At 61.9% G+C, this 15,158-nt stretch carries 10 protein-coding genes and 2 pseudogenes; 2 read left to right on the top strand and 10 right to left on the bottom strand.

The window, feature by feature from the left end; all coding sequences use genetic code 11:
* Positions 1-9: 9 nt before the first annotated feature.
* The 5 genes from X742_RS142025 to X742_RS142045 all read right to left on the bottom strand — a co-directional run bounded on the left by X742_RS142025 (position 10) and on the right by X742_RS142045 (position 5,710).
* Positions 10-978 (bottom strand): ABC transporter permease, encoded by a 969-nt coding sequence (locus X742_RS142025; RefSeq protein WP_023775182.1) that lies wholly within the window; start codon positions 976-978, stop codon positions 10-12.
* A 34-nt stretch (positions 979-1,012) separates the two neighbouring features.
* Positions 1,013-2,074: a substrate-binding domain-containing protein gene (locus tag X742_RS142030; protein WP_023775181.1), complete on the bottom strand. Its 1,062-nt coding sequence runs from the start codon at positions 2,072-2,074 to the stop codon at positions 1,013-1,015.
* Positions 2,075-2,139: 65 nt separating this feature from the next.
* Entirely contained in the window at positions 2,140-3,201 is a 1,062-nt protein-coding gene (locus X742_RS142035; protein ID WP_023775180.1) for a substrate-binding domain-containing protein, read from the bottom strand.
* 32 nt (positions 3,202-3,233) lie between these two features.
* Positions 3,234-4,499, bottom strand: coding sequence for a M20/M25/M40 family metallo-hydrolase (locus tag X742_RS142040; RefSeq protein WP_023775179.1), 1,266 nt, complete (start codon positions 4,497-4,499; stop codon positions 3,234-3,236).
* Positions 4,496-5,710, bottom strand: a complete 1,215-nt coding sequence (locus tag X742_RS142045) for an ROK family transcriptional regulator (protein WP_031248633.1) — start codon at positions 5,708-5,710, stop codon at positions 4,496-4,498. The genes X742_RS142040 and X742_RS142045 overlap by 4 nt, the downstream gene beginning before the upstream one ends.
* Before the next feature lie 1,155 nt (positions 5,711-6,865).
* On the opposite strand from X742_RS142045, the gene X742_RS142050 reads away from it, so the two are divergent.
* Positions 6,866-7,186 carry a hypothetical protein gene (locus tag X742_RS142050; RefSeq protein WP_023775177.1) on the top strand — a complete coding sequence of 107 codons (321 nt, stop codon included), beginning with the start codon at positions 6,866-6,868 and terminating at the stop codon, positions 7,184-7,186.
* A 235-nt stretch (positions 7,187-7,421) separates the two neighbouring features.
* Positions 7,422-8,298, top strand: a pseudogene (locus X742_RS1000000171765) (IS110 family transposase); the annotation flags it as partial.
* Here the strand turns inward: X742_RS1000000171765 and X742_RS01000000170890 are convergent.
* The 5 genes and pseudogenes from X742_RS01000000170890 to X742_RS0138785 all read right to left on the bottom strand — a co-directional run.
* Positions 8,294-8,785 (bottom strand): annotated as a pseudogene (locus X742_RS01000000170890) (transposase); the annotation flags it as partial. The pseudogenes X742_RS1000000171765 and X742_RS01000000170890 sit on opposite strands and share 5 nt — an antisense overlap.
* Before the next feature lie 141 nt (positions 8,786-8,926).
* Complete coding sequence (locus X742_RS142055) at positions 8,927-9,955, bottom strand: chemotaxis protein CheB (RefSeq protein WP_023775171.1); 1,029 nt, start codon at positions 9,953-9,955, stop codon at positions 8,927-8,929.
* Between the two features lie 1,152 nt (positions 9,956-11,107).
* The gene (locus tag X742_RS142065; RefSeq protein WP_023775168.1) at positions 11,108-11,845 is read right to left on the bottom strand and encodes an SDR family oxidoreductase; all 738 of its coding nucleotides are present in this window, start codon (positions 11,843-11,845) and stop codon (positions 11,108-11,110) included.
* Entirely contained in the window at positions 11,832-13,178 is a 1,347-nt protein-coding gene (locus X742_RS142070; RefSeq protein WP_023775167.1) for a family 1 glycosylhydrolase, read from the bottom strand. The genes X742_RS142065 and X742_RS142070 overlap by 14 nt, the downstream gene beginning before the upstream one ends.
* A gap of 1,396 nt (positions 13,179-14,574) precedes the next feature.
* Positions 14,575-15,024: a DUF3734 domain-containing protein gene (locus tag X742_RS0138785; RefSeq protein WP_198019266.1), complete on the bottom strand. Its 450-nt coding sequence runs from the start codon at positions 15,022-15,024 to the stop codon at positions 14,575-14,577.
* Positions 15,025-15,158: the final 134 nt, after the last annotated feature.

The raw sequence follows: 15,158 nt of genomic DNA, 5'->3' as shown, positions 1-15,158 counted from the left end.
TGGCTTCCTTCAGCGGGATTTTTCGCGCAGCGACACGGCGACGGCGGTCAGGATAATGAGGCCGCGCACGATCATCTGGTCGGAGACCGACAGGCCCATCAGGATCAGGCCGTTGTTGAGCATGCCCATCATCAGCGAGCCGACCAGCGCGCCGACCACGGATCCCTTGCCGCCATTGAGCAGCGTGCCGCCGACGATGACGGCGGCGATGACCGTCATCAGGTCGGTTTCGCCGAGCGTATATTTCGCCGCCTGCAGGCGACCGGCGTAGAGCAGGCCGGCAAGACCGGCCAGCCCGCCGCTGATGGCCAGCACGGCGAGCCTGATCCTGGGCACGCTAATGCCCGACACGCTTGCGGCGCGGGCATTGTCGCCGGTCGCCAGCACATGCGCGCCGAAACGGGTTTCGCGGAACACCAAGTGGCCGATGGTGACGGCAATTACCGACCACCAGACCAGCGAGGGGACACCGAGCAGCGAGCCGGAACCGAAGAAGCCGGTGAAGGCTTCATTGGTCACCGAGATCGAGCGCAGGTCTGTCATCGAACGGGAAACGCCGGCGAACAGGCCAAGCGTCGCCAGCGTCACCAGGAAGGAGGGCAGCCTGACATAGGCGACGAGGACGCCGTTGATGACGCCGATAAGCAGGCCGGCGCCGAGGCCGGCGACGATGCCTGCCGGCATGCCGTAAGCGTTGATGGTGACGGCGGCTGCAAGGGCCGCCACCGCCACGATCGAGCCGATCGACAAATCGATTTCGCCGGCCGACATGACGAAGACCAGGCCGATGGCCATGATCGTCACCGGCGTCGTCTGCAAAACGATGTTCGATAAATTGCGGACGGTGAGGAAGCCGCTGTCCCTCAGCACAATGGCGAAGAACAGGAAGATCGCCAGGAAACCGAGGTAGACGACATATTGCTGCAGATTGGAGCGGCTGGCAAAGCTGCTACCGGCACTGGTGTTGGCACTGGACATTTTATCCCTCCGGTGAGAGCGCTTCGCCTTGAGCCTATTTCATTGCTTCCGCGATGGCCGCTGGTACGTCCCTGTTGAGGGACTTCTTCCAACCGTCCTTCACCGTGTCCTTGGTGACGGCGATGGAATCAACGGCATAGAATGGCTCGGCCTTGTTGCCGACCAGCGAGCCTGCCGAGGCGCGCGCCAGCGTCACGCCGATGCTGTAGGCCTCGTCGGCGACAAGAGCCGCGATGTTGCCGCCCTTGACCATGTCGAGCGCGGCAGGCTCGTTGAGGTCGAGTGTTACGATCTTGGTGTGGCTATTGCCGGCGCCGCGCAAGGCCGAGAGCACGCTCAGCGCCGGTTCGGCCCAGGTGACATAGATGCCGTCTAGGTCCGGATGCTGGGTGATCATCGCCTGGGCAATGTCTTCGCTGCGCGCCGGGTCGGCCATGCCGGCCTCGGCCTCGATCTTCATATCAGGATAGTCCTGCTGGATGGTCTTCTTGAAGGCCTGGTCGCGCTGGTTGGTGACGTAGAAATCGGCATCGTGGAAGATGTAGCCGACCTTGCCCTTCTTGCCGAGCGCCTCGGCCATGGCGATGCCGGCCTTGTTGCCCATCTGGAAGAGATCGTCGGAAACGATGGTGACGTAATCCGTGCCCTGCTTGTAGCCGGCCGGGCAATTGTCGACGAAGCCGAGCTTGACGCCGGCGTGGCGGGCCGGATCGTAGACCGAAGCTGCGGTTGCCGGGTCGACGGGAAGCGACAGGATGATCGACGGCTTTTTGGCCATCACCGTCTCGACATCGGCCTTCTGTCGCGCGGCGTCGAAACCGGCATCGGTCTGCGCGACCACCTCGATGCCGAGGCGCTTGAACTCGTCATGGGCGCCGGCGTTGACGGCGTTGGTGTATTCGCTCATCTCGTGCCAGACGAGGGCGGCCGTAAACTTGCCGTCCTTGATCTGCTGCTCTTGCGCCTCCGTCAGCGTAAGACTTCTCGCTGGCACCGGCTTTTCACCATTCGGCCCTGTGGTGACCCCTTCAGCGGCGAAGGCGTGCATGGCAAACAGGCTCGCCACGGCAGTCATGATTACAGATGCTTTGCGCATGTCAGTTCCCTTTTTGTTGGGTCGAAGAAAAGCTCCGTGCGGCGGGCCGTACCGGAGCGAGAGCCTTACTTTGCTGCGTCGAGCACCGGCTGCGGCGCCTCGCGGTTGAGTGAGTCCTTCCAGCCCTGCGCGACATTCTCCTTGGTCACGGTCAGCGCCGGAGCGACGACGAAGGCTGGTGTCGGCTGGCCGAGCAGCGACTTCATGCCGGCAGCAGCCATGGCGCGGCCGAGTTCATAGGCTTTGTCGGCGACGAGTGCTGCGACATTGCCGCCCTTGACCATGTCGAGCGCCACCGGCTCGGCGAGGTCGAGCGTGACGATCTTCGTCTTGGTGTTGCCGGCGCCACGCAGCGCCGAAAGCACGCCGTCGGCCGGCTCGGCCCAGGTCACGTAGATGCCGTCGAGATCGGGATGCTGCAGCAGCATGGCATTGGCCAGTTCCTCGGCGCGGGCCGGATCGGAAATGCCCTGTTCGGCGACGATCTTGATATCAGGGTAGTCCTTCTCGATGGTGGTCTTGAAGGCCTTGTCGCGCTGGTTGGTGACGTAATAGCTGGCATCGTGGAAGATGTAGCCGACCTGGCCCTTGCCGCCGATGGCCTTGGCCATCGCATCTGCCGCCTGCTTGCCCATCTGGAATAGATCGTCGGTGACGATCGAGGCGTAGTCTGTGCCTTGCTTGTAGTCCTTGGGCAGGTTGGACAGGAACACCAGCTTGGTGCCGTCCTTGACCGCCTGTCGGAAAGCTTCGGCCGAGGTGGCCGGGTCGAGCGGCAGCGCCAGGATGACGTTCGGCTTGGCGGCCAAAGCCGTCTCGATGTCGCTGCGCTGGCGAGCAGCGTCGAACTGGGCATCCGTCTTCACCGCAATGGTGATGCCGGCGCGAGCGAACTCGTCGGTGGCGCCTGATGTCACCGCATTGGTGAAGTCGGAGGAGGTATGCCAGAGCAGCGCCGCCTTGTAGCCCTTGTCCTTGAGGGCGGCGATGTCGGCATCGCTCAGCGTCACGTCGGCGCTTGGCGTGGCGGCTTCGCCCTGCGGGCCGACCGTCTGCGCAACGACCGGGTTGGCGGCCAGCAACAGTCCGCCGGCAAAGACGGCGGCGATCAGTTTCTTCATCAGCATGTCAGTTCTCCCATTTTTGCTTCGGTGGTTGATCACTTGGCCACCCCGCAGTAGCGGGCCATGAAGGCGGCGAAGCCGACGATGCCGGCGAGATATTCCTCGACATCGACGTGCTCCTCGAATGTGTGGCAATTCCTGATATCACCCGGCGCGCAATAGACGGCGGGAATGCCGAGCCGGTTGACGAAGAACGGGGACTCCGACCAGAACGGCGCGCCCTCGATGCCGCCGCGTCCGCTCATCGCGCCGGCCATCGCATCCGACAGCAGGGCGACTTCGTTCCGGGTTTGGTCAATCTCGGCGGCGGTGCCGCCAAGCGAATGGTCGCGGCCGGCGGGATAGGCGAACTCGACCGATATCTCCGGATCGCTGATGGCGCCGCGCACGGCGGCCTCGATTTCGTCGGCGGCGGTGTCGAGGTCCTCGCCCGGCAGCAGCTTGCGGATCAGCGATAGCGTGCAACGCTCGGGCACGGCGATATAGCCGCCCCCTGTCAGGCCCGTGATGAGCAGGAAGCCGCGCCCGACCAGTCTGTGCTCGGCGCGAGCGGCGATTTCGTCGGAGTGTTTCCACAGCGCCGTCATCGCGGCATGGCTGGCGCGAAGCGCATCCTTGCCGAGTTCCGGCACGCCGAAATAGGCGGACCTTCCCGTAATCGTGATGTCAGTGATGAAGAAACCGATCTGAGCCGCATAGACGGCAAGGCGGGTCGGTTCGACATAGACGGTGAAATCGGGGGCGGCGACCTCGCCTGCCTCGATGCTGCCGACGAAGTGCTTGATCCCGGCGGAAATGCCGGTGCCGGGCTGGCCGCTCTCCTCATCGCCGACGAAAGCAAAGGCGACGTCGCCCTTGAGGCGAATGCCGGCCTTGTCGAGCAGCGCGAGTGCAGCAAGCGAAGCAGTGATGCCGGCCTTGAGGTCGCCGGAGCCGCGGCCCCAGACAGCGCCGTCAATGATGGGGGCGGCGAACGGTTCCTCACGCTCGGTGCCTGCCCAATGCTCACGCCAGCCGTCGACATGGACGGTGTCGGTATGGCCGATGAACAGCAGGCGCTTGCCCCGGTCGGCTCCTTGGCCCGCGCCTTTGCGCTCGCCCCAGATGTTCGGCCGGCCGGAAAGGAATTCCGTCCTGGTCAGGCCGCTGAGGTCAAGATCGCGCATCCTGGCTTCGAGGAAGTCGACGACGTTGGCTTCGTTGCCGGTGATGCTCTCGCGGGCGATGGCACCGCGAAACAGCGTCAGCGCATCGTCACGGTCGAGCGCTGCCTGCAGCCGGGCGGTGATATCGTCAGTCATATCGCGGCCTCCTTCAGGGCGGCGGCCTGGGCAGGCGGCAGGGAAATCCGGCCATCCGGCGCGTCGACGCCGAAGAACGTGTTGTGCAACTGGCCAAGCCCGATTGCCGCCGCGCCAATGAGGGCTGCGCGTGCGCCGAGTTCGCTCGCCTCGACCGTGACCGGATAGGGAAAGCATAGCGGCAGAAGCGCCTTCACCCTGGACAGCATTTCGGGCCGCAGCCCAATCGAGCCGCCAAGGATGATTTTTTCGGGATTGGCGATCGCCGCGATTGCCGCAACGCCTTGCGCCAGGTGCCGGGCAGTTTCATCGAGCACGGCGAGCGCGTCCTTGTCGCCACGCGCGGCATTCTCGAATATTGCCGGCACGGAGACCTGCCTGCCGGTGAGGGCGTGGTAGCGATCAGTCATGGCGTGGGTGGCCACGGCGCGTTCGAAGGCGCCGGTGCGCAGCGATTCCTCCGCGAAGGCATCAGCACCAATGGGCATGAAGCCGATCTCGCCAGCGGCGTGCGCAGCACCCCGCACCAGATGGCCGCCCAGCATCAGCCCGCTGCCGACGCCGGTGCCGAGCGCGATATAGGCGAGATTGTCGATGCCCTGGCCCCGACCGAGCCAGTTCTCGCCAAGCACCGCAAGATTGACGTCGTTTTCGATCATCACCGCGACGCCGAGCGCCTTTTCGAAGGCATCCAGCACATTCATCGTGGCGAAGCCGGCAATGTTCGGCGCCAATAGAATGCGGCCGGTAGCCGGGTCCGGAGCGCCAGGCGCGCCGATGACGGCGAGGCGTATCTTCTTGCGCGCGACGCGCTGTCTGGCGGCGGCATCGAAGACCAGCGCTGCAATCTGATCGACGACGAACTGGCCACCGCGCGGATCGGTCGGCGTGGCGGCTTCGGCAAAGATCTGGCAGGCAAGGTCGGTCAGCGCGACCCGCACCTTGGTGCCGCCAAGGTCGACGGCGATGATATAGGCAGCGTCGTGTACCAGTTCGTAGGTGACGGCGGTGCGCCCGACATGGCCGCTGGTACGGCCGGTTTCCTGGACCCAGCCTTCCTGCTCGAGCCCACGCATGATTTCAGAGATGGTCTGCTTCGACAGGCCTGTCAGCTTGGCTATCGAGGCGCGCGAGATCGGCCCGCCCTGGACGATCGCTTCCATCACGGAGCGCTGTGAGAACTGACGGGATATGCGCGGCAGGTCGGTCACATCGAACTCCGGTTAATTCGTTCTATGACCGAACTTATATTCAAAATTGGAGTTGTCAATGTACGCGTAATTTCAGACAGTAACGAGCCGCCCCATGAAATGCCACGCTGCCCGAGCAAGATCCACGCCGAAACACGGTGCTCGGCAAGACGTTCGAAAAGGACGCCCCTGCTCTTCCCGAGCTCTGCTGCCACGGCCTTCCATGCACCAAGCCGCCCAGCATTCGGAATGGCGACTCTGGCCAATGCCTGCGCATCTCCCGACCAGGGATGCAACCGCATGATCGCGGCCTCCCATCGGGTTGCACCCGCATCCGCTGCCTCGCGTGCCGCCTTGGTTTCCCCAATGTGCCCGCTGGCCCTTGCTGTCGACAAAGCCGAAAGCAGCCTCGCCCTGGCAGGCTAAGGCAGTGCCCGTTCTTCGCCGACCCGCTCGCGTGCCGCCTGAAGCGCATCAGTAGCTGCCGCGGCCTCCTCGCGCAACGTGCACGTTTGTAACGATCCCGGATCGCTGCTCGACCATTGCGCGTACAGCGCCAACGCTTGCAGCAGGCAAGAGCAGGTTGGCAGGGTGTGGCTCGGAGGACCTTTCCCAGGGCGGCAAGGCAGGTCGCCACGGCATTGTCGAGGATTTGCAGCTCGGTCCTGCGACTTGGCAGGTCGAGGCCGGCCGAGACGTGGCGCACCTTGCGGTCGGCCAGGCCGCGAACCCGTCCGGACATCGCAAGGATCACCGCGTCCACAACGACCGAGACGATTTTCGTCGTCACCCGCTCGAGCTCGTCCCCCTCGCGGGTAGCCGCGTTCTCAGACTGCGTCGGTCTCGATCATGTCCGCGACGCTGCCCGTCCAGGTCCGTAACCGTTTGCCTCAGTTTCAAATTTGCCGCGCGAACGCTATTGTCGCGCCGCGTGCCAAACTTTCCTACATGCTTTAGCGAAAGCTTGGAGAGAAGACCCGTATCGGACCGCGCCCGAGAATTGTTCGACAGTTAAGTGACTAACAGCCTCAACCATCCTGACCTTCAAGGGATCGGGATCATGTCGCATGTATTCAACCTTACCGCTGCTGCAATTGACGCGCATATCCCAACGGCTGAGATTATCGCTGAAGTTGGCCCGCTTGCCCGGGCACTGTCTTTAAGGACGATCCAGGTATGCCCACCGGACCCAAAGGCCCCAAGCGACCCGCTGACGTGATCGGCAACGTTGTCAACCTAATGCGACGGGCGAGGAAGACGACAACGATCATTGAAAATATGGCCGGCAAGTATCTGGACCATCTTTTGGAATGCCCCTATTGCCGCATTATCCGACTGCAGATTCCCAAAGACGCCCAACCTAGCACGCCGATCAATTGCGTCGGTTGCGGCGAGTATCTTGGCACATGGGATGAGCTACAGACCGACTTCGCACGTCAGGGCGGACAGAACGGCGCGTTTCGTCTCGAAAAGGGGCGCATCAAGAAGCTCGATTGAGGCTGGCTGGCAAATTTCAAACATGGGGTAATCGCGGGAGCGAGTCCCCCTAAGGCCGGAAGCGGTCACATGATTGCAGAGCGGGTGGTGTTCGAGACCGGACCCTTGTCGGTGTGGTTCTATCATGCCTTGAGCNGGGCGCATCAAGAAGCTCGATTGAGGCTGGCTGGCAAATTTCAAACATGGGGTAATCGCGGGAGCGAGTCGCCCTAAGGCCGGAAGCCGTCACATGATTGCAGAGCGGGTGGTGTTCGAGACCGGACCCTTGTCGGTGTGGTTCTATCATGCCTTGAGCGCCGAAGGACTTCCGGCGATCTGCATCGACGCCGGGCATGCCAAGTCCGCGCTGGACATGACACCGTACAAAACGGACGCCAACGATGCCGACGGCTTGGCGCATCTGGCCGAGGTCGGCTTCACCGCGAGGTGCGGGTGAAGGGCTATGACAGCATGCTGAGCCGCACGCTGGTGGCCGCGCGGAGCCGGCTGGTTAAGATCACGACCGAGCTCTCCAACCAGATCCGCGGGCTCATGAAGACGTTCGGGCTGATCATTCCGCGAAGCAAGAGCGGCAAGTTCGAAGCCGACGTCCGGCGCCTGCTGGCCGATCAGGAAGAGCTTGGCCGGATTGTCCTGCCACTTCTCGAAGCTTGGCTCAGCATGCGCGCCCGCGCTGCTGAACTCGGACAGCAGCTCGTCGCCAACGCCCGGCACAATGACGCATGCCAGCTATTGATATCGATCCCCGGCGACGGCACCATCACTGCGACTTCATTCATAGGTGCCATCGAGGATCCATCGAATTTCAAGACATCGCGCGCTGTCGGAGCGTGGCTGGGCTTGACAACCCGAGCTATCAATCCGGCGAAGTCGATTATGATGGTCATATCTCGCGGCGTGGGGATCCTCATCTGAGAGGGCTTGAGGCCGCAGTCGTGATCCTGACGCGCAGCCGGGCTGACAGCAGTCTGCGCACATGGGGGCTGAAGCTGCGTGACAAGATCGGCTTCAAGCGGGCAGCTGTCGCTGTCGCCCGCAAGCTCGCTGTCATCATGCATGCGATGCTGAAATCCGGTCAGTTGTTCAATCGGGAAGAAGCCGCCATGGCTTGATCTCGCCGTTGAGACGCTCGATCGGATTCGTCGAGTGGATCTTGGCGCGATGTTCCTTCGGGAAGGTCATGTAGGCCAGCACGTCGGGCTCGGCGTCGTCCATGATTATCGCCAGCTTCGTCACCTTCGGCCGGATCTGGTCGGCAACGGCGCGCCATTGTACGGACGCGGCCTCGGGCGTCTCCTAGGGGAAGGCGGTGGCGATGAAGGCCGAAACGAAGCGGCGGCCGCTCTTGCCGGCGTGGGCCAGCACGTTTCTGATGAAGTGGACGCGGCAACGCTGCCATGTCGCCGACAGAACCTTGGTGACGGCGCTCTTTAGACCCTCGTGCGCGTCAGAGACGACTATCGCCCCGCGCAGGCCGCGGCGTGTCAGCTTGCGCAGGAACTCCGTCCAGATCGGCTCGGCCTCCGACGTGCCAATCTCCATGCCCAGGACCTCGCGCCGGCCGTCCGCGTGCACGCCAACCGCGACGATGACGGCGATTAGCTGGCCCAGAGCCTCGGAAAAAAACGGCGCGGCGAGACCAGCACGACATTGTCATCGCATCCTTCCGGTCGTTGATGGTAGCCCACCCGGCAGCCCGAATTCAAAGCGGTCGCCATGGGCGCCAGTTGTTGGTCAGACTTAACTCGTGGTAAGCGCGTGGCTGTGGCCCATCTCCAAAGCCAATGCTGCTCCAGGGCGCATTACCGCTGTTCTGAGAACCGTCGCCTGTTCGCGCAGCTCCCCCGAGCGCTGCTCGTACTCTCTCGCGCTGTAGGTTTGTCCGGCCTGGGTGGCTTGCACAGCCATCTTTTCAAGAAGCACAACACGCTCCTCTATAATCCGTAGCGCAGTGCGGATCGCTTCGTCGACGGACGGCTCCTGTTCTTCGGCCAGGACCTCGGCAGTGAATGCATGGCCAACCTGGCACCGAAAGCGGAGAGGAGGACCGCTGCGCATTTGAGACAAGACGCCGCCGCACGAAGGGCAGGATATTGGCGTGACATCGGCGATGGTGGAAATCGTGGAGGAATCGGATCGTCTCCCCAGCGCGATGCGAACCTCCAGCTCCAGATCAGCGGGCACCTCGAACGAGGTATCGACGTCCTGCGTAACGAGCTCCGTTAGCACCGTCGCGAGATCGGCTGCTGATCCACGATAATCGACGTCCGTCCCGTAGAGCGCGCCAAGCGGCATATCGGAAGCTTTTGAGTCGGCCGGATTTTGTACCGCGGTTGCTCCGCCACACCGCGCGATTGCCGCTAGGCCAGCCGCCCCGTCGTTTAGAAGCCCACTGAGAATGACCCCTACCGCCCGCGGGCCATAGGAGATTGCGACTGATCGCAACAAAGGATCAACCGCAGGACGGGCCAAGTTCTCGCGAGGGCCCTTGCCCAGCCTGATTACCCCATCGACGACGATCAGATGATGGTCAGCTGCCGCAACGTAGACATGGCCCTGCTCCAGCAAATCGCCATCCACGGCGGTGGTGACTGGAAGCCGCGAGTTGGGCTCAAACATTGCTGCCAAGTGGTTTAGCCCCCGTGCACCAACATGGATGACCATCAGCACGGCAGCAGGGAAGTCGTCAGGCAGCCCCGCGAGGAGATCCTTCGCAGCTTCGATCGCGCCCATCGAACCGCCGATCGCGATGATGTCTCGCTTCGTCATATACAGTCCTGCTCCTGTGCGGTTGGACCCGCAACGCGGGAGTCTCGCGATAGCGGCTGACGCTTCTTCAGCTTCGCCGTTCCTCACAAAAAAGTCCAACTCTTCGCTCGCAACGTTTTCACTTGACCGATCAGACGCGGCCGGCTCGCGTTTGTCGTCGCCCTTAATCGGTGTGGGGACCTTTCGTCTGGCCGACCATCTTCGCCAGTTCTGAAAACAATGGGACGTCGGTTTCGCCTTGCGAATGCTTCGCCATCAGCAGGAGCCGGATGGGAAAGGAAATGGCGTCACGGTTGGCTGGCAACATATCGGCGAAGGTTCGCTCCTCGTTCGTTATTGATTTTCCGCTTCCTCAGCGCAGTGTCGATGTCGTCAATCGATAGCAGGCGCTATGAACCAGCACATTGTTGATTGATGCGATCGCCATCATCCACCCTTCCAGCTGCAGATTAGCGACGTTCATAGCCGACCTCTTTTTGCCCGGCGGGTTTTCCGACTGATGGATCTTAGTCGTCACAGCTGGGCGACTCTGCGATAATCTTCATCACCAGACATCCTGCGACCCTCCGTTAGTCGAGGAAAACATCCGGCTGCGCCGCGAGTTCCGTGACCTCGGACGATATCTCCGTGGGGGGAATGCGTGCCGCCACTGCGTGCAGCAGGTTTGGGTGAGGCACCGCGGGCGACCTCGTGGCTGAGCGGGAGGAAGCCGGAAGGCGGAGTTCGCCTACCGCGAATTTCTTGCCGCCGAGCAGAGGCGTCGCTCGGAGGAACACCGTCGACCTGACGAACAGTCGGTTCGAGAGAGGGAGGAGCATGTCGGCCAAACAATGAAAGGCGTTAGCTCTCAAGGCGACAACTCGCCCGCATTTTCTGGGAGCGTACAATCCGCGGGATTTCTATAATCAAGGCATGGCCATAATCATTTGACACCAGCTTCAGGTTGAGCCGATACACACGTCGCCCGGCGGACCTTTGCTATCGAATAGGCAGCCATAGTTCCTGTAAGGGGTGTACCTCGCATCCAATCCTCTCGCGATTTTCTATCCACATTGCCGGACGAGTGAACCGGGAGCCGACGCCGTATAGCGGCGCCGTTTAGGCGAAAATCTACCTTAAACAGCCTCGCTCCATGAAAATCAGACAGCACGTCTAGAGCCGCGCCAACCGGCCGCCATCCACGTTGAGCGCCGCGCCGTTGACAAAGGCGGCGTCGTCTGAAGCCAGGAAAGCGGCGGCCGCGGCAATCTGCTCCGGCTTGCCGACATCTTCCGGGCTGATGGTTTCGACGCCGGACTTGATGTTCGGATTTTCCCAAAGCATCGGTGTGTCGATGGCCCCTGGCAGGATAGCATTGGCGCGTATGCCACGCGCCCGGCCTTCGATCGCGGTGGACCGGGTGAGCGACAGCAGCGCGGCTTTCGCCGCTGCGTAGGGGGCGACATGCGGCGTCGTTTCGAGCGCGTGCACGCTCGAGATGTTCACGATCGACCCGCCATGGGTCATGTGCGCGAATGCCTCACGCGTGAAATGGACTGCCCCCAGCAAGTCCACACTCAGCACCTTCAGCCAGTCCGCGCTGGTGAACGCCTCGAGGGGCTTGAACATTATCAGGCCGGCGTTGTTGACGACGATGTCCAACCTGCCAAATCGCGCGAGCGCCAATCGACAGCACTGCCCGACGGCAATCTCGTCTGAAACGTCGCAAACTGAGACGGCGGTGTCCGGCGCGCCGGCTTTTCGGACTGCCTGTGCGGCCGCCTGCGCACTGCCTCCATCCAGGTCGGCGATGGTAACCCGGGCGCCTTCGGCGCCCAAGCGGGTCGCGATGGCCAGCCCAATGCCGCTTGCGGCGCCAGTCACAATCGCGCTCTTGTCAGCCAGGCGCATCGGGTTTCACCTTGTCCTTGGAGGGTTCCAGCGGTTCGGCCCCAGCTTCGGCGATCCGGTCCACATGCAAAAGGCCCCGCGCATAGTCCTGCTGCGCGCGAACACTTGGGTCGTCCTGCTCGGACGGCAAAAAGACGGGCAAAGCGAGGCAGACACTTTGGGTGGCGAGTAGCTTGTTCCAGTTGGCGATGAGCGCCTTGTATGCGGTTCCCACCGCCCTGGGGTTGCGATCCAGGTCATAGAGGCCGACCGCATTGACCCTTCCGTTGTTCTCGCGCAGGGCGCTATCCCAGTCCACCTGATCGGTGAGCGAGTACCAAGTGAAGCCCACGATAGGTATGCCGTCGTTGCGGATCCTAAGCACGTTGGCCCACTCCTTCCACAACCAGTAAACGGCTTCGTCCCCGTTCGGCCCTTCCCGGATGTTTGTCTCTGTATGCATCACAGGCAGGCGATAACGGTTGAAATACTGGCGCGTAATCTCGTCATAGCCGAACACCTCGCCGGAAGCCGACGTGGTCCCGTCCGCCCAGACCCGGTGCTCGTTGGTCTGGTAATAGTCGGTGCCCATCACGCAATGCCTGCGCAAATGGTTTTCCAGGAAGAAGCTGTACTCCTGCGCGGTCATCCCGTTTTCGAGCAGGTAGCGATAAGTGCGCGCGTCGACGTCATGCCCGTAATTGAGGTCGAGCGATAGGAAGCGCTGGCTATTGAAACGCTCCGCCTTGCCGATGGCCTCGGGGGAGTCGGCGTGGAAGTATTCCGAGGATTCGCTTTGAATGAAGATAGCCTCGGGCCTCACTTGCAGGATTGCCCGCATCGCCACCACGTTGCCCTTCACGATATGCTTGAGGGCGCTGACGAAGGCGGTATCGGTGCTCAGTTGCTCGTTCCACCAACCCCAGCGCGCTGAAAAGGTGGCGCAGATGAACATCTCATTGACGGGCGTGTAGAGCTGGATCCAAGGAAAGCGGGTCGCGAAGTCGTGCGCGTAACGTTCAAACAGCAGCGGAAAATCCGGGTTCTGGAAATTGCCCACCCAGTCTGGAACGCCGAAATGGCAGAGGTCGACGATCGGAAGAACATCCCTGGCCTTCAGGTCAGCGAAGGTCTCATCGGCGAAGGTCCAGTCGTAGTGTCCGTCGCCCAGCCAGGTCTTGTGAATTGGAGGCCCGTAGCGGAGAAAGCGAAGACCCAGTTCCTGGAGCAGTTCGAAGTCGGTGCGCCATTGCTGGTAGAAGCGACATTTCTCCATTTCGTCGACCCGCTCCCGTCCTCCCCTGATCGTGGGAGCGCTGTTTTCAATGCCGGTAGCAAAGACGAAATTGAACATGAAAGGACCTGGGCCAGCCAAGCTGCTAACGTCCAGCTTGCAGCGCAGTTCCGGCTAATCGGCCGCCCCAAACCCTAACCGTGTCGGCCGGAGGACGAGCGGACCGCTGGCGGATCATCGAAGCTGACCTGTGGGATCGCGGCTCAGCTGTCACCCGCCGCGGTAATGGTTGTGGAAGACGAATTGTTCATTCGCATTGACATCGCAGACACCCTCCGGGGCTTCCCTGGCCTCGAAGTCATCGAGGCAAGCACGGCCGTCGAAGCCTGGAGCTACCTGAGGTCGAATGGCCCGCTAGATGTTCTGTATACCGATCACCGGATGCCGGGTTCAATGACCGGGTCCCAGCTGGCGGTAATAGTGCAGCGAGAATATCCGGAGTGACGAAGGATCGTCCATCACTGGGAAGCCAAACGAAGGGAGAACTCAAAAGTGTTGGGTCCAAGTCATCTGCATTGAAGGGGCTGGAAATGGACGAGAGCTTAAAGCCGGACCACCAAGGCGCACCACAAGGGGAATGGGGGGACTTAAGCTTTTCGTTGCCCGCCGCGCGGCTCAACATGTGGGCACCCGATGCCGCCACTAAGTTACTCGCTCGTTTGGCCTTTGCGCACTATGTCCTAGCCTTCGCGTTTAGCCCAAGCAGGTCGCCACCCCGGAAGGTGTGATGGGTGCTCCCCGAAAAGTTTCGTCTTCATGGTGACAATTTCCGCGACCGCTTCGCGAGCCACTCCACTTCCCCCCGTCTCCAGCTTCTCTCCGATCTTCCGCAGCACGAGCCCCGAAGATCTCGGGTAGGCGTCCAACTCTGTGCGGATGTCAGGCCCGGTGGGTTAAGCATCTCCCAGCTTCTATGCGTCCGCTTGCGAGCCGGTGAATGGCCTTCGCGGCCTGCACGATTTTGAATTCCTGGGTGCGGTGAGCGCCAAGGTGGTCTTCGATCAACGCCCAACGCCCAAATAGATGGCCAGCAAGCGGCGGGGCTCAATGCCGGCCTTGCGCAGCCGGGCGAACGCAACACGCGCTCTGTAGCCCGCTGGCTGGCCGCAGGTTCGCCTGCAAGAACGGAAGCTAGCTCCTGAATGGCTAAGGCAACTGCACCCTGTTGCGGGCATTCCGCGAGCCAAGCAGACGCTACGACGATATACGGAGCTCTGACGCGCGATATGTTTTGCACCAGGCGTGTGACGTCGAATGGCTGCGCCGGTCGTGTCCATGCTTCTCCAACTAGCCTGTCGTCTGCGCGCGCAAATGTCCAAGTGTTGCGCAGCCCGAACTTGTTGGTCTCTGTTGACCATGGCTGTGTCGGACGGCGGAATGAGAGTCACTGGACGGGCCTGTTCCGTTGGAGGCAACCTTTTTGGTAGGCTGGCCGTGACGGTCGTGCGAATAGCCTCTAAAAAGCAATCCAGTTCAGCTTTCCGTGCTCAAGTGCGAGAGTGGACAGCGACCGGGAGACCGGCGCCGGCAGACCGGCGGTTTGATCCAGTGCTTGCAGCATATCCGCCTTTCCGGCAGCCCAGCGTTCGCGGATTGAGCCCGTTGTGAAGTCGAGCATCTTCAGCGCTGTTTCGTGCCGGCCTCCATTGTAGGCTAGGTAGAGCAGTACCGTTGTCGCCAACTCTGCCTGGGGACTGATGCTCTGACGAAGGTCATACTCTCTGGTCAATGACTGGATTGCGTGGCGGGATTGACAGCTGAAAACAATATCCTGAGCGCGTCCCGCGGCGGCTCCGGTTGAGTCAGGCCGGTCGCCTTTAGCTGACAGCAGATCGAGTGCAATGCAGAACGCGTCTGAATTCCGCGGTTCTCCCAGGGCGAGACGGACCGGCAAATTGGCCGACAACCCACCATCGACAAGCCAGCGCCCACCGATCTCTATCGATGGTGTGGATGGCTCCTGCTCCCGGCGTCGCATTGCGCCATAGTTGGGATGTTGTCGTCCCGAGCAAAGGAGCCATCCATGTCAGAACTTGCCAC

The organism is Mesorhizobium sp. LNHC229A00 (assembly GCF_000502415.1).
Classification (GTDB): Bacteria; Pseudomonadota; Alphaproteobacteria; order Rhizobiales; family Rhizobiaceae; genus Mesorhizobium.
The sequence above is the reverse complement of the archived record's forward strand: the minus strand, read 5'-3'. Positions and strand labels throughout refer to the sequence as shown.

Bases quoted from the DNA above. Each gene is read 5' to 3' on its own strand.
- X742_RS142025 (WP_023775182.1), bottom strand. From the start codon at position 978: ATGTCCAGTGCCAACACCAGTGCCGGTAGCAGCTTTGCCAGCCGCTCC.
- X742_RS142030 (WP_023775181.1), bottom strand. From the start codon at position 2,074: ATGCGCAAAGCATCTGTAATCATGACTGCCGTGGCGAGCCTGTTTGCC.
- X742_RS142035 (WP_023775180.1), bottom strand. From the start codon at position 3,201: ATGCTGATGAAGAAACTGATCGCCGCCGTCTTTGCCGGCGGACTGTTG.
- X742_RS142040 (WP_023775179.1), bottom strand. From the start codon at position 4,499: ATGACTGACGATATCACCGCCCGGCTGCAGGCAGCGCTCGACCGTGAC.
- X742_RS142050 (WP_023775177.1), top strand. From the start codon at position 6,866: ATGCCCACCGGACCCAAAGGCCCCAAGCGACCCGCTGACGTGATCGGC.
- X742_RS142055 (WP_023775171.1), bottom strand. From the start codon at position 9,955: ATGACGAAGCGAGACATCATCGCGATCGGCGGTTCGATGGGCGCGATC.
- X742_RS142065 (WP_023775168.1), bottom strand. From the start codon at position 11,845: ATGCGCCTGGCTGACAAGAGCGCGATTGTGACTGGCGCCGCAAGCGGC.
- X742_RS142070 (WP_023775167.1), bottom strand. From the start codon at position 13,178: ATGTTCAATTTCGTCTTTGCTACCGGCATTGAAAACAGCGCTCCCACG.